Source organism: Psychrobacter sp. MES7-P7E (assembly GCF_002863645.1).
Classification (GTDB): domain Bacteria; phylum Pseudomonadota; class Gammaproteobacteria; order Pseudomonadales; family Moraxellaceae; genus Psychrobacter.
Map to the genome: position 1 here is coordinate 1 of NZ_PJBU01000087.1, position 18637 is coordinate 18637.

14 protein-coding genes and 3 pseudogenes are annotated in these 18637 nt (G+C 42.1%); 12 read left to right on the forward strand and 5 right to left on the reverse strand.

Annotated elements, in window-relative coordinates; genetic code table 11:
• Window positions 1–547 (reverse strand): annotated as a pseudogene (locus tag CXF62_RS14850) (transposase); the annotation flags it as partial.
• A gap of 334 nt (window positions 548–881) precedes the next feature.
• Between CXF62_RS14850 and CXF62_RS06405 the strand changes: the two are divergent.
• From CXF62_RS06405 to CXF62_RS06425, 5 genes are all read left to right on the forward strand, one after another.
• A complete protein-coding gene (locus CXF62_RS06405) occupies window positions 882–1295 on the forward strand; it encodes a cation efflux protein, CzcI-like (RefSeq protein WP_227514115.1) in 414 nt (137 codons plus the stop codon).
• A gap of 48 nt (window positions 1296–1343) precedes the next feature.
• Window positions 1344–2669: a TolC family protein gene (locus CXF62_RS06410; protein ID WP_102093419.1), complete on the forward strand. Its 1326-nt coding sequence runs from the start codon at window positions 1344–1346 to the stop codon at window positions 2667–2669.
• A gap of 1 nt (window position 2670) precedes the next feature.
• On the forward strand, window positions 2671–3900 hold the full coding sequence (locus CXF62_RS06415) for an efflux RND transporter periplasmic adaptor subunit (protein WP_102093421.1): 1230 nt from the start codon (window positions 2671–2673) through the stop codon (window positions 3898–3900).
• Window positions 3890–7030, forward strand: a complete 3141-nt coding sequence (locus CXF62_RS06420) for an efflux RND transporter permease subunit (protein WP_102093422.1) — start codon at window positions 3890–3892, stop codon at window positions 7028–7030. The genes CXF62_RS06415 and CXF62_RS06420 overlap by 11 nt, the downstream gene beginning before the upstream one ends.
• Window positions 7031–7116: 86 nt before the next feature.
• Entirely contained in the window at window positions 7117–8016 is a 900-nt protein-coding gene (locus tag CXF62_RS06425; protein WP_102078870.1) for a cation diffusion facilitator family transporter, read from the forward strand.
• Between the two features lie 27 nt (window positions 8017–8043).
• Here the strand turns inward: CXF62_RS06425 and CXF62_RS06430 are convergent, their stop codons facing one another.
• Window positions 8044–8748, reverse strand: coding sequence for an IS6-like element IS1008 family transposase (locus CXF62_RS06430; protein WP_019383564.1), 705 nt, complete (start codon window positions 8746–8748; stop codon window positions 8044–8046).
• 63 nt (window positions 8749–8811) lie between these two features.
• Entirely contained in the window at window positions 8812–10092 is a 1281-nt protein-coding gene (locus tag CXF62_RS06435; protein ID WP_102078869.1) for a cation efflux transmembrane domain-containing protein, read from the reverse strand.
• Between the two features lie 90 nt (window positions 10093–10182).
• Here CXF62_RS06435 and cadR point away from each other — a divergent pair, with 90 nt between their 5' ends.
• Both cadR and CXF62_RS06445 read left to right on the forward strand, forming a co-directional pair.
• A complete protein-coding gene (gene cadR / locus CXF62_RS06440; RefSeq protein ID WP_000550240.1) occupies window positions 10183–10575 on the forward strand; it encodes a Cd(II)/Pb(II)-responsive transcriptional regulator in 393 nt (130 codons plus the stop codon).
• A gap of 93 nt (window positions 10576–10668) precedes the next feature.
• Window positions 10669–10836, forward strand: a pseudogene (locus CXF62_RS06445) (IS6 family transposase); the annotation flags it as partial.
• 19 nt (window positions 10837–10855) lie between these two features.
• On the opposite strand, the pseudogene CXF62_RS06450 reads toward CXF62_RS06445, so the two are convergent.
• A pseudogene (locus tag CXF62_RS06450) lies at window positions 10856–12137 on the reverse strand (IS256 family transposase).
• 43 nt (window positions 12138–12180) lie between these two features.
• Window positions 12181–13260 carry a hypothetical protein gene (locus tag CXF62_RS06455; protein ID WP_068034977.1) on the reverse strand — a complete coding sequence of 360 codons (1080 nt, stop codon included), beginning with the start codon at window positions 13258–13260 and terminating at the stop codon, window positions 12181–12183.
• Between the two features lie 694 nt (window positions 13261–13954).
• Here CXF62_RS06455 and CXF62_RS06460 point away from each other — a divergent pair.
• The 5 genes from CXF62_RS06460 to CXF62_RS06480 all read left to right on the forward strand — a co-directional run bounded on the left by CXF62_RS06460 (window position 13955) and on the right by CXF62_RS06480 (window position 18576).
• Entirely contained in the window at window positions 13955–14875 is a 921-nt protein-coding gene (locus CXF62_RS06460; RefSeq protein ID WP_102093424.1) for a YagK/YfjJ domain-containing protein, read from the forward strand.
• 142 nt (window positions 14876–15017) lie between these two features.
• The gene (locus CXF62_RS06465) at window positions 15018–15308 is read left to right on the forward strand and encodes a hypothetical protein (RefSeq protein WP_082787166.1); all 291 of its coding nucleotides are present in this window, start codon (window positions 15018–15020) and stop codon (window positions 15306–15308) included.
• A gap of 49 nt (window positions 15309–15357) precedes the next feature.
• Window positions 15358–16350 (forward strand): DUF932 domain-containing protein, encoded by a 993-nt coding sequence (locus CXF62_RS06470; RefSeq protein WP_068034979.1) that lies wholly within the window; start codon window positions 15358–15360, stop codon window positions 16348–16350.
• A gap of 109 nt (window positions 16351–16459) precedes the next feature.
• Window positions 16460–17557: a YqaJ viral recombinase family nuclease gene (locus CXF62_RS06475; RefSeq protein ID WP_068326692.1), complete on the forward strand. Its 1098-nt coding sequence runs from the start codon at window positions 16460–16462 to the stop codon at window positions 17555–17557.
• Window positions 17558–17664: 107 nt separating this feature from the next.
• Entirely contained in the window at window positions 17665–18576 is a 912-nt protein-coding gene (locus CXF62_RS06480) for a recombination directionality factor (RefSeq protein ID WP_101204331.1), read from the forward strand.
• Window positions 18577–18637: the final 61 nt, after the last annotated feature.

Sequence of the window (18637 nt, forward strand, 5' to 3'; positions counted from 1 at the left end):
GACGCTGCTCAGTGGCCGGTTCTGCCAAGCGGTGATGTCATCCAAGATGTTGTCAGTGACTCTGGAAACCAAGCTGCTTGAGATGTCGACGTCGTAGATGTCCTTGATGGTTTCGACAATCTCAGTAGTGGTTTGACCTTTGGCGTATGAGCGAGGATCAGCAAGTGTCTGGGAGACACTTGCCCGAAGCGCAAGACGTAAGGCTATGCCTGTAGTGAAATATGATTTTGTCATCAAGACCTGAAATACGGGTTTGATGCTTACTGACAAGTACAGGCTCAAAGCTACTGTCGCGGTCTCTGGGGGTGGAGATCTCAAGCTCGCCTGTGTCGCTACGGACTCTCTTTTTAGTGTGCCCATTGCGCTTATTAGGCCTGTCTGCCTTTTCATGCTTGGGGTAGCCGAGATGCTCTTCCATTTCTGCTTCTAGGGCAGTGTCGATGAAGGACTGCATGAGCTGCTTTTGAAAGTCTTTGATGTCATCGAAGCTTTTCATGCTGCTGGCCATTTGCTCAGCCAGTTTCTTGATGTCAGATTGGTTAGTCATTGCTTATTCTCCTGTTAGTGGATTATAAGCAGTTACACAAAGTTTGGGAAACTCTCATGGAAAAATTGCCTTTTGAGTTTGAAGCAATGTACAATGATAAGATTAACCCGTTAGGTCAGGTGGCCTAACTTAAATAAAAAGTCTCCGACAAACCCGGTACGGTTCACTATCTATTGTTATTCTTACCTGAAATTGATGTGAGCTTATAGAGACAAGGTAAATTTGCAAAAGTGCCGGCTATTCAGTGTTCATTGAATGTTTAATTTAATTTATTAAGCTTGACCTTGGAGTGGCTCTAAGCCTTATACTTGGTACAAATTTTTCGGTTGTTATGATGATGCGTTCTACTACATGGATTACAGTCTTGGTTGGATTGTTCATGTTCCAAAGCTTTTGGAATGTGGCGGCGGCCTTTTGTGTCCATGAACAACAGCCTCAATCACAGCAGAGTTATCATTTTGGTCATCACCAAAATACCTTGTGTGCCAGCGATAGTCGTCAACACGATCATAATGGACAGTCAGAAAACATAAAAACATTCAGTAGCGATTTAGAAATCGGTGAAGATCATCAAGATCATCTACCATCGATGATGCATTTGATTGTACAAAATGAAAAAGTAGATGTGTTTCATCCAAGCTCTGAAGTTAAAGTGAATCCACAATTTCATTGGAAAAACAGCTATCAGGCTCCTGACCTGTTTCAACAAAGCCCACCTCCCGAATTTTCCCCGCTCATGGTGGGGTAGCCTAAAACATTCCCACCACTTTTATTATTTAAATAAGTGGGAAAAATCATGTCTTCACAATCAATTATACTCTTGCGTCATAGCTTGGTTGCTTGTATATGTGCAGCGGCTATGCAATATAGCTATGCTGAAAACGTTACCAGCTTTGAATCCGCTTTAGCAAAAGTACAAAGTTACCAGACTCAAGACAAGCCGTGGCAACAAGTTCAGCAAATATCTGAATTGAATATTCAGCAAAGTCGGTTATGGCAGAATCCAAGTATAAGTTTAGAACAGTCTGGCTTTGGCTCAGGTCAAGAACAGGAATTCAATGTTGGCGTTAGTCAACCTCTAGATCTATTTGGTCAGCGTAAGCTGAACCGGGTGATTGCCAATACCTCGAATCAACAAATCCAATTGCAACAGCAATTATGGAAGGCACAAAGCCAACTGATTGTTAAATTTGCATGGTCGCAATTTGCACTTGCTGAGGTTGAGCAGTCTGCTTATTCAGTACAGTTAAAAACAAGTAAAGTCAATCTGGACAGTGCCCAGAAACGCTATCAGGCAGGCAGTATTGCCCTGGTTGATTTTGAGCGTGCCCAAATTGAAGCGCTAGAAATCCAACGACTTTATGAGCAAGCGATGCTGAATAAACAAGCTGCCGGTCGTCAGCTGTCTAATTTGTGGGGGGGAGAAACATCTTCACATCTTCAATTGAATAAAACCGCTATCCCTTGGCCAGAGCAAAGTCTCCAAACTGTGCAACGGTATATTGCTGAAGGGTGGCTAGAAAAATTCTATGCCTTGAACATTCAGCAATCGGATCATCAAATTGAAAATTTAAGAATTCAGGCACGTCCCAATCCGACTTTAAATGTAGGCATGAAACGTAGCAAAACCCCTAATGGAAGCAACGATACGACTTTAGCAATCGGCGTGGCTATTCCACTGAATATTTTCAATCGCCAGCAATATGCGATCCCGATGGTCCAGCAACAGCAAATATTGCTGAACCAACAGCAGCAGCGTGAGCTGAAGCAACAAATACTCGATATTGCCAACAGCAGGCATCAGCTCAAAGGTTTACGTAGCCAGTTCGATGCCACAACAGCACAAGTTACTTTGGCGACCAAAGTTCAGAGCCGTACTTTACTAGGGTTTCAGGCAGGGAAACTGTCCATTACCGACGTTCAGCAAGCAACCACCCAACTGCAGAATCTTCGATTGGGTCAATTACAAACTCTACGTCAAGCTTGGCAAACTGCCCTAGCAGCTGAGGCACTCAGTATTGGCACAAGTTATGAAGAAATTAGCCGTTCGGATGCCTATACACAACTGAATAAAAAGGCAGTCGAAGCATCGCAAAATTTAATCAATGGGGGAGCACGATAAAATGAACGCCAAGCAAAACGGAAAAATATCCAAGTCTCTCATGATTGTAGTTTTGATTCTGATTACGGTCTTGGTCAGTCTGGCTATTTGGTTAAGTTCAAAAAAAACTGAATCTGAGGGGCAGGGTTATGATGAGGGAAATGCCGAATATTCTGATGAAGATAGTTCTGAAGAAGGACATGCTGAAGAAGGCGAAATACAACTGACCAGCCAACAAATGGTTGAACAAGGTTTAAAAGTTGCTGTTGCATCCACAGGATTGGTTGAAAAGCTGACAACCCTGCCAGGTAAATTGGTGGTGAATACCGATCAACAAGCGCATATATCGCCTAAATTTAGTGGTTATGTCGAGCAGATCAATGTGGCTTTAGGACAGAGCGTGCAAAAAGGACAAACGCTGGCTGTACTAACCGTGCCTGAACTGATCGACCAACAGGCAAATCTGCGTATGGCACAGGTGAATCTGGATTTGGCCCGTAAAGATTACCAGCGCGAACAGCAACTCTGGTCACAGGGGGTTTCTGCCAAACAGGATTACCAGCGTGCCGAAAATGCCTACCGTCAAGCGCAGATTACTGTCCAGTCCTCACAAGCACGTTTAAATGCATTAGGTGCAAGTGGCAATAACAATGGGCGTTTTCTGATTAAAGCACCGATCTCTGGGGTGATCAGTCAAAAAGATATTGTGGTCGGTGAAAATGTGCAACTGGCTAATCAGCTCTTTGTCATTGAACAGCTGAAAGATTTATGGCTTGAGTTTAATTTGCCGAATCAATTCTCAGGTCAACTGCAAGCCGGGCAAAAAATTGACTTTAAAGTGAATGATTCAGATCAAAGCTATAAAGCTACTGTACAAAGCTTAACCTCTCAGGCAGATGTACAAACAGGGCGTCTGGTGGTGCGCGCAAAACTCGATGCGCAAGCTACTGAGTTGCGTTCTAATGTGTTAGTGAGAGTGTTGATTCCGGAAGCTACAGCAAAATCAGCCCTTCGGATTCAAAAGTCTGCGCTGCAAAGTATTGAAGGTGAAGACAGTATTTTCATCGTAGATTCAGAACAAAAAGGTCAAGTCCACTTAAAAGCACAGAAAGTGCAATTGGGGCAGGCTTCAAGTGATGGACAATGGCTTGAAGTGATTTCTGGGCTGACTGAAGGGCAGAAGTATATCGCTCAAGGCAGTTTCTTGTTGAAATCTGAATTAGAAAAAGACGAGGCAGGCCATGGACATTAATTCTGATCTACCAAAACCAGAAGGTTTATTCGAACGAATCATTCAGTTTTCCATACAAAATGCGATTTGGGTGTTGCTCTTTGCCTGTACCTGGATTGCGGTCGGGGTGTATAGCTATCAGAAACTCCCGATTGATGCTGTACCCGATATTACCAATACCCAAGTCCAGATTAATACTCAAGCCAAGGGTTTTACTGCGCTTGAAGTCGAACAGCTGATTACCTATCCCATTGAAAATGCCATGGCTGGCATTCCGGATCTGGAGCTTACCCGTTCCATATCCCGTTATGGACTCTCTCAAGTCACCATTATCTTTAAAGATGGGACTGATATTTATTGGGCCCGTCAGCAGATTAACCAACGGACACAGGAGGCGCAATCTGAGTTGCCTGCACAAATCGCACCGACGATGTCCCCCGTTTCTACGGGTCTCGGTGAGATTTATCAATGGGTACTGAAGGCAGATCCGAATGCGAAAAAGCCGGATGGAACTGCATACACGCCGATGGATTTGCGTGAGATTCAGGACTGGATTGTGCGTCCTCAACTGCAACGTGTTAAGGGAGTTGCAGAGGTCAACAGTATTGGTGGTTTTGAAAAAACCTATGTGGTCTCTCCCGATTTAAACCGGATGCAGCAACTGAATATCTCATTAGAACAACTGCAACAGGCTTTAGCGCAAAATAATGAGAACCGAGGTGCAGGTTATATTGAAGACAATGGTCAGCAACTGACGGTACGTGTACCGGGTACATTCAATGGGCTTTCTGATATTGAGAACACCATGCTGGGTAGCCCAAATGGCAGCCCAATTCGGGTTGGTGATATTGCGCAAGTCTCTATTGGGCATGATTTAAGAACCGGTGGGGCAACCTATAACGGCAAAGAAACCGTTTTAGGGATTGTCATGATGGCGATGGGTGGAAATAGCCAGACTGTTTCTAAAGCTGTGGATGCCAAGCTTCAAGATATTCAGAATAGTTTGCCTAAAGGGGTAGTGATTGAAACGGTGTACGACCGTACTATCTTGGTTGAGAAGGCGATTAAAACCGTTCAGAAAAACTTGGTAGAGGGAGCAATCCTGGTCATCATCATTCTGTTCCTGTTTTTAGGGAATATCCGTGCTGCCTTGATTACTGCCTGTGTCATTCCACTCTCTATGCTGTTTACCTTAACCGGGATGGCACAGCAAAATATCAGTGCCAATCTGATGAGTTTAGGTGCACTCGATTTCGGCATCATTGTCGATGGTGCTGTGGTGATTGTCGAAAACTGTATCCGGCGTTTAGCCCATACACAGCAACTGTTAAAACGACCTCTCACACAAAGTGAACGCTTTAAGGAAGTTTTTCTGGCTGCCCGCCAAGCACGTCGTCCTCTTATTTTTGGTCAGCTTATTATTTTGGTGGTGTATTTGCCGATTTTTGCTTTAAGTGGTGTGGAAGCAAAAATGTTCCATCCGATGGCATTGGCAGTGGTACTCGCCCTTGTTGCAGCCATTATTTTATCGATCACCTTTGTGCCTGCTGCTGTGGCATTGTGGGTCAAAGGCGATATTCAAGAAAAAGAAAGTCGTTGGATGTTATGGCTAAAAGCTAAATATCAGCAAACTCTTGATATTTCGTATCAATACAAAGCAGTTGTGCTGACTTTTGCACTGTGTTTATTAGTGATTACGGGATTTATCAGTACCAAACTCGGCAGTGAATTTGCACCACAGCTCAGTGAAGGAGACTTTGCGATACAACAGTTACGTTCACCAAGTACAGGCTTAGAAGAGTCTTTACGTATTCAGGAGAATACTGAAAAACTTCTTTTAAAGAGTTTCCCTGAAATTAAGGCAGTATTTGCCAGAACGGGTACAGCCGAGGTTGCAACAGATGTCATGCCACCCAATATTTCAGATGGCTATATCATGTTAAAGCCTCGTTCAGAATGGCCAAATCCTAAAGAAAGTTTAGATGAATTACGTGGCCGTATGGTGACGTATTTAGCCACGATTCCAGGCAATAATAGTGAATTTTCACAACCGATTGAACTCCGATTTAATGAATTGATCTCAGGTGTGCGTAGTGATGTTGGTGTGAAAATCTTCGGTGATGATATGAATGTCCTCAATACTGAGGCGACTAAAATCTCCAAAATCATTCAGCAAATATCGGGTAGCAGTGCCGTGAAAGTTGAGCAGACCTCAGGTTTGCCATTACTGAATGTCGAGGTAAATAAAACTTTGGCTGCACAATATGGTTTGAGTGTGCGTTCAATTCAAGACCTTGTGGCAACCAGTATTGGTGGACAAAGCGTGGGAGAGATTTTAGAAGGCGATCGTCGTTTTGATTTTGTTATCCGTCTTGGAGAGCAAGACCGTAGTGTCGCATCTGTTTCCCAGTTACCTATTCAGCTTCCAAATGGTGGCAGTATTTTATTGTCGGATGTCGCGCAAGTCTCGACCATTGAAGGAATCAACCAAGTCAGTCGAGAAAATGGTAAACGCCGAGTTGTGGTTACAACGAATGTTGAAGGGCGTGATTTAGGGTCTTTTGTTTCTGATGTACAGACACAGCTCAAAGCATACACTTTGCCAAGTGGTTATTGGATAGAATATGGCGGTCAGTTTGAAAATTTGGCTTCAGCCAAAGCACGGATGCAAATCGTGATTCCACTGGCTTTAATCACTATCTTTATTTTACTGATGGCGGTCTTTCACAATGTCAAAGAAAGTCTATTGGTCTTTACCGGGATACCCTTTGCCTTGACCGGTGGTGTGCTGTTCCTTTGGCTAAGGGATATTCCATTATCGATGTCAGCTGGAATTGGCTTTATTGCCTTATCTGGTGTTGCAGTCCTCAATGGACTGGTAATGCTGACCTTTATTAAGGAATTAAGGGACAAATATCCAGTGCATAAAGCCGTGTGGCAAGGGGCTATTTTGCGCTTAAGACCAGTGTTGATGACAGCTTGTGTGGCTTCACTGGGTTTTGTACCAATGGCGCTGGCAACCGGAACAGGGGCTGAGGTTCAACGGCCACTGGCAACCGTAGTGATTGGCGGGATTATCTCTTCAACATTACTAACTTTGGTGCTGTTACCCGTGCTTTATCGTTGGATAAATGAAAAAAAAGTTTCTTAATCCAATAGATTAGTCGATTTACAGCAGAGATATTGGCTGTTATCCAATATCTCTGCTCATCATAAATAGAATAAGGAAAATATTTTATGTCAGAACATCATGATCATAGCCATGCGGTTGTTACTGAAGAAAATAGTAAGAAGTTAATGGTTGCCTTAGGTTTAACGACTACTTTTTTAATAGTAGAAGTTGTCGCTGCTTTTATTACCCAAAGTTTGGCTTTGTTATCTGATGCAGCTCATATGTTTACTGATGCAGCCGCTTTAGCTATTGCTCTTGCCGCTATCAAAATTGGTAAAAAAGCCGCAGATGATAAAAGAACTTTTGGCTATCAGCGATTTGAAATTTTAGCGGCTCTGTTTAATGCGGTGATGCTTTTTGTGGTAGCAATATATATTGTATATGAAGCTTATCAACGTTTTACGAATCCTGCTGAAATTCAAAGTGTTGGAATGATGATTGTCGCGGTTGGTGGTTTGGTCATAAATTTGATTTCAATGAAAATCCTTTCTGCTAGTGCTGAAGGAAGTCTAAATATAAAAGGTGCATATTTAGAAGTTCTTAGTGATGCTCTAGGATCGATAGGCGTGATTATCGGAGGAATAGTTATTTATTTTACCCAGTGGATGTGGGTTGATACCGTAATCGCTGTGTTAATTGGCTTCTGGGTCTTACCTCGAACTTGGATTTTATTAAAACAAAGTATTAATATTCTGCTTGAAGGAGTTCCTGATGAGATTGATATTGAGTCGTTAAGAAATGATTTATTGAAGCTAGAGGGCGTTGAAGGGATTCATCAGTTGAAAGTCTGGGCTATATCCTCAAGAAATATTCATTTAACTGCTCATTTGGTTGCTCCGAATAGCAATACAGATCAACTCTATCAAAAGGCCTTAGAAGTTCTAAAACATAATCATAATATTACTGAAATTACGTTACAAATAGAAAATACGAAATGTAAGGCACTGTTGCAAATAGAGATTTGAGTCGATGATGTTCCCTTTAAAAAGTACTTAGAGACCGAAAACCCTGTTGATTAGACACACTTCACCCTGAGGCTGACCATAATAAAATGACGATGCTTGTCCTTTACGTAGTGCACGCATGACTTCAATACCTTTAATTGTGGCATAAGCCGTCTTCATAGATTTGAATCCTAATGTGGCCCTGATGATCCGCTTTAACTTACCATGATCACATTCAATGACATTATTTTTATACTTAATCTGCCTGTGCTCAATATCTACTGGACATTTTCCTTCTCGCTTTAATCGTGATAAAGCATGGCCATAGGTCGCTGCTTTATCTGTATTGATGACCCGTGGAATTTGCCATTTTTTCACCGTATTGAAGATCTTTCCTAGAAAACTATAGGCTGATTTACTGTTCCGTCTAGCGGAAAGGTAAAAGTCAATCGTATGACCCCGTTGATCAACTGCACGATACAGGTAAGTCCATCGCCCCTTCACTTTGATATAAGTCTCATCCATATGCCATGAATGTAAATCTGTAGGATTACGCCAATACCAGCGTAAACGTTTTTCTATTTCAGGAGCATAACGTTGAACCCAACGGTAAATAGTCGTGTGATCAACATTCACACCCCGTTCGGCCAGCATTTCCTGCAGTTCACGATAGCTAATGCCATATTTACAATACCAGCGCACAGCCCAAAGAATGATTTCGCCCTGAAAATGCCGACCATGGAAAGGATTCATATGCTGCACCTTTAGCTAAAACAGTCTTCAGCTTACCATTCGTGGTTATTTGCAACAGTGCCCTTACTTCAAAGCCAAAATTTTTCGGGCACCATTCAGTACGAATAAAGAAACCAGTATGCCAATGATTAAGTCTGGATAAGCTGATCCCGTCCACGCCACGAGTACACCGGCAAATATAACGCCCATATTTACGACAACGTCATTCGCCGAGAAAATCCAACTGGCTTTCATATGTGCGCCATCTTCTCGATGACCAGAAATAAGATATAAGCATGTCACGTTAGCTATAAGTGCGAGCAGGCCAATAACAATCATGAGCGTTGATTCTGGCTCGCTTCCAAACATGAATCGTCTAATGACATCAACAATCACGATAACAGCAAGTAATAACTGAATCCAACCTGCGAAATGGGCTGCTTTTATTTGATATTTCGCAGCTTTTCCGACGGCATATAGCGCAATACCATAAACGGCTGCATCGGCAAACATATCTAGAGAATCAGCAATCAATCCTGTAGACGCAGCAATAATACCGCTGATGAATTCTATAAAGAAAAGTAGAGCATTAATACCTAATAACAGTTTAAGTACTTTAGCTTGTCTCACAGGATCAGGTTCATTAGGTATATCGCCTGAAGAAAGCTGTATTTCATCAAGTTTCGCCCCAAAACCCAGTCCTTCGAGTTTGGCCGTAATTTGCTGACTCCCTTCATTATGGAAGACTTTCAGTTTTCGATTGGGAAGATCAAAAGTAAGACCTTTAACTGCTTCAATATCTGCAAGAGCCATACGGACCATTTGCTCTTCAGCAGAGCAATCCATTTTAGGAATGGTATAGGTACTTGTTTGCTTAGCCTGTTGATTGCTTATATAAGTTTCAGTCTTCACAAGCTTTGCACCAAAACCCAAAGCTTCAAGTTTGGTAGTTATATTTTCATCTTTTTGATTATGTAGAACCTTTAAAGACCGGTTAGGTAAATCAAAGATGAGTTTTTGAACACCATCAATTGAAGATAGCGCCATACGAACCATCTGTTCTTCCGCAGAACAATCCATTTTGGGAACTAAGTATTCACTCATGTAGTGCGAATCTTTTAAAACGTTTTCAGTGCTTAAATTTTCTTTGGGATCAGAACCACAACAGGATTGAGCGGTATCTTCACAACTGTTTGAAGTGTTACAGCAAGGAGATGAAGATTTTTCTTCTTCCTCTTCACCACAACAGCTAGGCGTATTATCACAATTCTTTGAATTGCTTGCTTCTGCAATTGATGGATGATTTTCTTGTTGAGATTTCTTATCTTCGTATGGTGTTTCTTTACTACATCCACAGCCACTCATAGTTATACCCATTAAAAAAATTTATAAACTTTGAATATTAGAATCCCTATAGTTACTATAGAGTCAAGAATCTTTGGAAATACTAACTCAATGCATTTAAAAATTGGTGAACTCTCTAAAAAAACCTCATGTTCAGTATTAACAATTAGGTTTTATGAAAAGGAAGGTTTAATTCCGGAACCGGAAAGAACGGAAGGAAATTACCGCCTTTACGATGTAGGCTATGTTGAGCGAATTAAATTTATTTTGAATTGCCGAACTTTAAATATGAGTTTGAATGAAATTCGTCAATTACTTACCTATAAAGACAAACCTGAGAAAAATTGTTCAGATGTGAATGAATTAATTGACTTACATGTCAGTGCTATCAGAGAAAATATAATCAAGCAACAAAAGCTTATTGAACAATTATCTGATTTAAGAGGTACTTGTGATGGTTTATGTACAATTGACCAATGTGGAGTTTTAAAAAATCTAGCTTGATTATCTAGACCTATGCTTTTTTCAAAAAATCGGCACTGTTGCAAATAACCACGAATGGTAAGCTGAAGACTGTTTTAGCTAAAGGTGCAGCATATGAATCCTTTCCATGGTCGGCATTTTCAGGGCGAAATCATTCTTTGGGCTGTGCGCTGGTATTGTAAATATGGCATTAGCTATCGTGAACTGCAGGAAATGCTGGCCGAACGGGGTGTGAATGTTGATCACACGACTATTTACCGTTGGGTTCAAGAGACCATCCCGAATTCTGTGTAACTGCCCTTTAGATTAAATGCCTGCTTATACGGTCATCAAACATAATCATAAAGCGATTTAAAGCAGACGTCCAGTTACGGATTGGCATCGACCACTTTTTGGATGCCTGCTGGGTTGCTAAGTACACCACTTTGAATGCTGCCTGATCAGATGGGAACACCTTACGCTTATTCACCGCTGTCCGAATCACGCTGTTTAGCGACTCTATCGCATTGGTGGTATAGATCACTCTTCTGATGTCTTTAGGATAACCAAAGAACACCGTTAAGCCCTCCCAGTTATTGCGCCAAGACTTGATGACATGCGGGTACTCTTTGCCCCATACTTCATCAAAGTGCTCAAGGTTGGCCTCTGCCATCTCAAGCGTATCAGCACCGTAGATGGCCTTTAAATCAGCTGCTACGGCCTTCTTGTCCGTCCAAGGTACGAACTTCATCGAATAGCGCACCATATGCACGATACACAGCTGAACCTGAGCGTTAGGGTAGACCGTATTAATGGCATCAGGGAAGCCCTTTAAACCATCGACACAGGCAATAAGAATATCTTGAACCCCGCGGTTTTGTAGCTCAGTGAGAACACCAAGCCAGAATTTGGCGCCCTCGTTCTCTGATAGCCACATGCCAAGCAGCTCTTTTTTACCATCAAGAGCAACGCCTAAGGCCAGATAGATAGCCTTGTTGATGATCTGTTTGTCCTGACGAACTTTGACGACAATGCAGTCTAAGTAGACGATAGGATAGACGCTGCTCAGTGGCCGGTTCTGCCAAGCGGTGATGTCATCCAAGATATTGTCAGTGACTCTTGAGACAAGAGAGCTTGAAATGTCGACGTCATAGAGCTCTTTGATGCTCTCTACGATCTCAGTAGTGGTTTGACCTTTGGCGTATGAGCGAGGATCAGCAAGTGTCTGGGAGACACTTGCCCGAAGCGCAAGACGTAAGGCTATGCCTGTAGTGAAATATGATTTTGTCATCAAGACCTGAAATACGGGTTTGATGCTTACTGACAAGTACAGGCTCAAAGCTACTGTCGCGGTCTCTGGGGGTGGAGATCTCAAGCTCGCCTGTGTCGCTACGGACTCTCTTTTTAGTGTGCCCATTGCGCTTATTAGGCCTGTCTGCCTTTTCATGCTTGGGGTAGCCGAGATGCTCTTCCATTTCTGCTTCTAAGGCAGTGTCGATGAAGGACTGCATGAGCTGCTTTTGAAAGTCTTTGATGTCATCGAAGCTTTTCATGCTGTTGGCCATTTGCTCAGCCAGTTTCTTGATGTCAGATTGGTTAGTCATTGCTTATTCTCCTGTTAGTGGATTATAAGCAGTTACACACTTTTTAGGAAAGGCTCTTATCTACTGCTTCAGTATCATCTTTAATAAGCTGATCATACATCTGTTCGATAGAATTGTTTATCATTTTCTGAGCGGTAAAGCCACTAAAGGCTATAAGTTTTTCTAACTTAGTCTGATTTTTCTTATATATTTTTATAATGCCATCGCCTTCTTCGTTTTTAGAGCTATAATTTTTTCGACCATCCCAAGCTTTTCTCATTTTGTATAACATATAGCTACGCTCAGAGTAACCTTTATTCTTTTCAGTTCCTATGTTAGGGCTTTCAATGTTTGATAGTGTGTCTAAATGGGCTAGTACCAGCTCATATTTCTCTTCAAAAGTCTCTGGGAAAAATACATCCTTGAGGATTATAGGCTGATCCTTGTCATTATCTATATAGCTATATACCCATTCAATTTGATTATGGTTAGCAACATCAAGCCATTTTAATTCTTTATCAGGTGTACGGCCTTTCAAATACGTGGATTTTATCGAGAGTAAATTCGAAACTTTCCAATCATCTATTATCTGTACTCTATTGAAATAACCAAATTCGTTATTTACATGGCTATTAAAATAAATAATGTTATATGGCAAAAAACTTGTAATTGCTGTTATTAGCTCATCCTTACCTTTAAAAGCTGAGTTTTTAAAAACATTATAGATAAGATTGGTGATAAAAAGTGAGCATCGTAGATCATTTTTAAACCAGTCAAGATAACTTTTTGGTAAAACCTTCGTTGCTCTAACATCCAATAACTCATTAAATTTATCAATGGGTGAACTCCAGGTTTTAAGCTCTTTGATCAATAAGTTTTTATAATCATCATTGTCATAATTTATATTTTCCCAACTTTTATTAAGTAAAATATTATACGTATATAGTAGGGATTTTGCATCCGTAACACTCATTTTATCTAATTCTTTGAAGTAATCTTCAATACGCTTAGTCCCAGATCTTATACTTTTTATGTACAAGTCTGACATAGTTCTCAAGTATTGAGAATTATGATACTCCATTGATCCTTGATCAAATGGATAGTGCTGGTTGTCAGGAAGCCTAGTTAATTGTCCATCCACCATGTCATTTCCTCATAAAAGATTATAGAAAAACACAATACAAAAACTAGTTTTTATAAGGTTTTACATTGTTTTTTTTATAGTTTATTTCTAGCAATAAATACATGCAGGCCTTGTTATTAGGCGATATAATTTACCTATAGTTAATATATACCAGCTTACAGTAAGAGTCTATATTTTTATTACGTATTAAACGATGGGCTGATTAGCTAAAGCGATGGATGTCGCGAGTCTATACTAAACTGGCGTAGACGAAGCCAAGCAACTATTGAGTTAGGATTTGCTAGAGATAATGATGAGCAGCTTTAATCGGAAGTGGTAGTTTAATAGCGAAAATATGCTTATCAAACCTAGTTCTAAGTCAGAGTAGATAGCTTTAAAAATTTGTGATATCCACCTGTTTCTAAAATATTATAGCGAAAAATTGTTCAGACTAATTGGTAGTGCCGTTCAGCTAACTCCACTTTAACCATTTGTCTTTAAAGTCCTATAATCCACTACTACCTATCACCATAATTTCTAGAGCTCGCCTACACAAAGCTGCACTACGGCAGCTCGTCCTTAGTGGGTTATTTATATTATTATCTAAACACAGCAGCTACTTGTTCTACTGCTGAGGGCATAACTCTCAGCGACCATCATTATAAAAATACGGACTGATCCCACCCTATGAAACTAACTTCATAGGAATACCATAATGTCTTACTCACACCTAAACCAACCGCTAGCTGCTGCAAACGTCCATAGTCTTGTTACAGATATACTAGCGAACACTATCTGTTTTAATGAGGTCTTAAATAAACTGAACGGATTTTATTATCCGTTCATGACTCACTTCGATAGTGAGCTATTTTATTCACGGCCAGTCTTATCATTTTTTAGTAGCACTCAAGCGATCGTTGGTGATACCTATCCAGAAAACGTGATTTGGGATCATGATAAAACTCAGCGTTTTATCGACATACTGTCATGCTATAGAAAAGATATTGAGAATGAACGTCAGGCGTTCATCTATCAAGAATCGCACAATAAAAGGCAGTTAAAGAACTATGTACACAGTCTGATGAATCATTACTCACGACTGCTCTTTATACGTATCGACCTAAAATACGCAAAAGAAACCAGCCACCATGTGACCATTGAAGGCTTCGATTATCACATGAGCAAGTTTCGAGAGCTTATCGGTAAAGCAAAAAACTGCAAGCCAAAGAGTTGCTTTGAGCATTTGCAAGGCAATGCTTGGGCTATTGAGCAAGGTGGAGAAGAAGGTGGGCTGCACTGTCATTTACTGCTTATGTATGATGGTTCAGAGCGACAGAATGATTGGTATATTGCTAAAGAGGTGGGTGAGAAATGGAAGGAGGTAACCGCTGGTCTAGGCGAATATTATAGCTACCATGATAAAGAACGTAAGCAGCAGTATAAGCAACATGACAAACTAGGTATCGGCATGATACATCAAAATAATCCTATTGAAGTTGAAAATGCTCTAGCTTCAGCTCTATACCTAACGAAGCCAAGCAAGAATGAGCAGCAACTTAAACTTTGGTTACCAAACATGCGTACCTTTGGTCATGGTATTTATCGTACAAAAAAACGTAGAGGCTTGCCTGAATAACAAAATATTTTTAGATATATAGTATTCCTATGAGATCAGTCAGGAAGCATCGCTCTCCTGACTGTTTAACCCCAAACTATCCTAATTAAAGGTCTGCTTAATCGCAGGCCTTTTTTATGCGCAATCGAAAAAGGAGCTATTCATGAGACCCATCTGCCCACACTGTCATTCAGCGAACGTCAGAAGCACTGCCGATACTGACAGTCCCTTTAATCTCTTCGAGCAACTGTGTTCACAATCTGCCCTATCAGGTCTTGGTGTAAGTATCTGTAGGTACTACAAAATCAATTCAGCAATCGGTGTAGTGGTAGGTACTGCACTGGCTTCTGCGATTAGCTTGGCTAAAGACAAGCTACAACAGCCACCCTTACTCGTTTTAGCAGCAAAGCCCAGTTATACCTGCAATACCTGCTCAAGAACTTTCAGCATTTAACCTATCTACATAACCCATAATTCTAATCAAATCTAAAAGGACAATGATCATGGCACATTTAATAGACACAATGGCATACGTTGGCGAAACCCCTTGGCATGGCTTAGGTAATGAGCTGGCTCCCAAGCAGCCTATCGAGATCTGGGCAAAGCAAGCGGGTATGGATTGGCGTATAGAATCCTCAGACGTTAGCTACATGGCAAACAATGACAAAGGTCACAATCTGATCCTGCCCTTTGCTGAGCAAAAGGTGTTGTACCGCTCTGATAACTTCGAGCCGTTATCGGTGGTCAGTCAACGCTATCAGGAAGTACAGCCGCGTGAGATTCTAGAGTTCTATCGTGATCTTACGGAACAGTCTGACTTTGAGCTTGAAACGGCAGGCATCTTAAAGGGCGGTCGTAAGCTATGGGCATTGGCTCGTACAGGCCAGTCAGCAACGCTCAAGGGTAAAGATGTCAGTAATGGCTACTTACTGCTTGCAACCGCTTGTGACGGCACGTTAGCGACTACTGCTCAGTTCACATCGATCCGTGTGGTCTGCAATAACACGCTAGCAATTAGCTTAGCGAATGGTTCAGGAGGCGTAGTAAAAGTACCGCACTCCACCTCCTTTGATGCCGATAAGGTTAAGCAGCAATTGGGCGTGTCGGTGAAACAATGGGATGAGCATAGCTATGAGATGAAGCAGTTATCAGAGCGCCGTGTGACCCAAGCAGAAGCAGCCAACTATCTTAGCCGTGTATTTAATGATCAGGACAATGACATCATTCTGTTTAACAGTGCTAAAAAAGAGAAAGACGCGGTGCCCAATGCCAAGGCGATGAATCAGGTGATGAACATGTTTAACGGTCAAGGTCGCGGAGCCGATCTTGATGCTGCCAAAGATACCGCTTACGGCTTGCTATGTAGTATCACTGAATACGTCGATCATGAACGCAGGGCGATGTCGAGAGACCATCGATTAGATGGCGCTTGGTTTGGCTCTGGCGCTAAGCTTAAACAAAAGGGTTTAGAAGAATCGCTACTGATGCTGGCTTAACCAGCCACATTTAAAACCTGAAAATACAATCAACCACGCCTTCGAGCGTGGTTTTTTATGCCGCTTATTTCATTTAATACCAATAATCAATTTATCGAAGGAGTTTGTCATGAACATGATCGCATTAAACAGCACTACTCAGCCGAGACAAACCAAACGTGCAACCGTTAGGCTTAAACCATCAGTAGTGAAAACCAAGCAAAATGATACTGCTGATAAACCTGCCCAATCTAATACTTCAAAGACTGCCAAGCGTTTAATTAATACTAAAGATTTAAGCCGTGAGGACTGGCTACAAGTACGCAAGCAAGGCATTGGCAGCTCTGACGCAGCAGCTGCTTGTGGTATTCATCCGTATCTCTCTATGCTGGAATTATGGATGATTAAGACAGGACGCATGAGCTCCGACATCGATGAGAGCATTGAGGGTTATTCACCCCTCTATTGGGGCAATACCTTAGAGCCGATGGTCGCTAAATACTATCAAGAACATACCGGCAATAAGGTACGCCGCGTGAATGCTATCTTACAGCATCCTGAGCAGCCATTCATGCTAGCAAATTTAGACTATGCCATTACTGGTAGTGGTGAGGTACAGATTTTAGAGTGCAAAACCGCTGGTGAACATGGTGCCAAGCTCTGGAAGCATGGCGTGCCGTTATACGTCACCTGCCAAGTGCAGCATCAGCTGGCGGTCACTGGTAAAACTGCGGCGCATATCTGCGTGCTGCTTTGTGGACACGAGGCTAAGATATACAAGGTTGAGCGGGATGAGCGCTTGATTGAGTCCATCATGGAGCATGAGCGTCTGTTCTGGCAATACGTGCAGACCGACACCCCACCAACGCCTGATCATTCAGAATCCGCAGCTCGAGCATTAAAGCAGCTTTATCCAACGCCCAAACCCTCAAGCAAGGTTGATCTACGAGATGACGATGGTGCCAATAAGTTATTTGAGCAACTGCTGAGTTATCGTGATTACATGCAAGAGTTAGAGCAGCGCCATGATCAGGTTAAGCACCAGCTGCAAACACTGATTGCCGATAATGAAGTCGCTGTGTTTGAAAAAGGCGCAATTTCTTGGAAGCGCTCGAAAGATAGTATCGGTCTGGATAGCAAAGCCGTTATCAAAGCGCATCCTGAGCTGTTAGCTAAATTTAGTAAAACCAAGCAAGGTAGTCGTCGCTTCGTCATCTTAAACGACTAAGCCGAAACCTACTACACTTAACCAAAACAAGCGCATAACTGCCCACCCTAATCGGTGGGCTTTTTTATGGCTAAACACATTTTATTAAACCCATAAGGAATATCACCATGATTAAAGGTCTAACCATAACCCCACCAGTTTTAGGTCGTATCAGTATTGGACGTGTCATTCAAAAAGATGGCAAGCGTTTGCCTGCTAAAGACGATCAATTCACTATCACCAGCCAAGTTCAAAATAAGGATGGCTGGATTAACCATCCACTCGATGAAAAGCTACGCGCAAATAATGACGGTAAGCTGAGACACATACCGGTACGCATGTTGTTTAACGATCCTGAGCTAAACCTGCGAGCTGAGTACACCTTGTTCGATAGACAAACCGGACGGCCACTATGCGTGGGTGACGGTGAGCAGTGTCAACGCCGTACAAACAATGGCGTGGAAACGTTGCTTTGCCCGTCACCTGATCGTTGCCCATTAGCGCAAGGCGGTGCTTGTAAGCCGTATGGCAGACTTTACGCAAATCTGAGTGAAGACGACGAGTTAGGCACGTTTATCTTTCGCACCACAGGCTTTAACAGTATTCGCACGCTTGCCGCACGGCTGAGCTACTTTGCTGCGGTATCAGGCAATAAGCTGTCCTGCTTACCACTGCAATTAACCCTAAGAGGCAAAAGCACCACGCAAAGCTATCGTACGCCGATTTACTTTGTGGATTTGACACTACGTGATGGGGTGACACTAAAGCAAGCAGTGCAAGATGCGCAGGCAATTGATGCGGAGCTTAGCGAACACGGCTTTGATCAAGCAGCGCTAGAAGAGGCTGCAAAACAGGGTTACGTCAATTCATCCTTTGAAATTGATAACGATGGCTTACTTGATGTGGCTGAAGAATTTTATCCCATGGAGACAGATGACGTAAGCAATAGCCAACAGGGGAGTTATCAGAACGGGTTAGCCACTCATAACGTGACTAGCATTGAGCAAGGGCTGCTGCAAAGCGTGACAGCTGTAAGCTAAAGAAATTGAGGAAGATATGCGGCGTAAATTAGTTAGGTTGAAACAAGCGATTTTAGGTCGC

What these genes read in the sequence shown, in the direction of transcription:
- CXF62_RS06405 (WP_227514115.1), top strand. Translation starts at nt 882, where the DNA reads ATGATGCGTTCTACTACATGGATTACAGTCTTGGTTGGATTGTTCATG.
- CXF62_RS06410 (WP_102093419.1), top strand. Translation starts at nt 1,344, where the DNA reads ATGTCTTCACAATCAATTATACTCTTGCGTCATAGCTTGGTTGCTTGT.
- CXF62_RS06415 (WP_102093421.1), top strand. Translation starts at nt 2,671, where the DNA reads ATGAACGCCAAGCAAAACGGAAAAATATCCAAGTCTCTCATGATTGTA.
- CXF62_RS06420 (WP_102093422.1), top strand. Translation starts at nt 3,890, where the DNA reads ATGGACATTAATTCTGATCTACCAAAACCAGAAGGTTTATTCGAACGA.
- CXF62_RS06425 (WP_102078870.1), top strand. Translation starts at nt 7,117, where the DNA reads ATGTCAGAACATCATGATCATAGCCATGCGGTTGTTACTGAAGAAAAT.
- CXF62_RS06430 (WP_019383564.1), bottom strand. Translation starts at nt 8,748, where the DNA reads ATGAATCCTTTCCATGGTCGGCATTTTCAGGGCGAAATCATTCTTTGG.
- CXF62_RS06435 (WP_102078869.1), bottom strand. Translation starts at nt 10,092, where the DNA reads ATGAGTGGCTGTGGATGTAGTAAAGAAACACCATACGAAGATAAGAAA.
- cadR (WP_000550240.1), top strand. Translation starts at nt 10,183, where the DNA reads ATGCATTTAAAAATTGGTGAACTCTCTAAAAAAACCTCATGTTCAGTA.
- CXF62_RS06455 (WP_068034977.1), bottom strand. Translation starts at nt 13,260, where the DNA reads ATGGTGGATGGACAATTAACTAGGCTTCCTGACAACCAGCACTATCCA.
- CXF62_RS06460 (WP_102093424.1), top strand. Translation starts at nt 13,955, where the DNA reads ATGTCTTACTCACACCTAAACCAACCGCTAGCTGCTGCAAACGTCCAT.
- CXF62_RS06465 (WP_082787166.1), top strand. Translation starts at nt 15,018, where the DNA reads ATGAGACCCATCTGCCCACACTGTCATTCAGCGAACGTCAGAAGCACT.
- CXF62_RS06470 (WP_068034979.1), top strand. Translation starts at nt 15,358, where the DNA reads ATGGCACATTTAATAGACACAATGGCATACGTTGGCGAAACCCCTTGG.
- CXF62_RS06475 (WP_068326692.1), top strand. Translation starts at nt 16,460, where the DNA reads ATGAACATGATCGCATTAAACAGCACTACTCAGCCGAGACAAACCAAA.
- CXF62_RS06480 (WP_101204331.1), top strand. Translation starts at nt 17,665, where the DNA reads ATGATTAAAGGTCTAACCATAACCCCACCAGTTTTAGGTCGTATCAGT.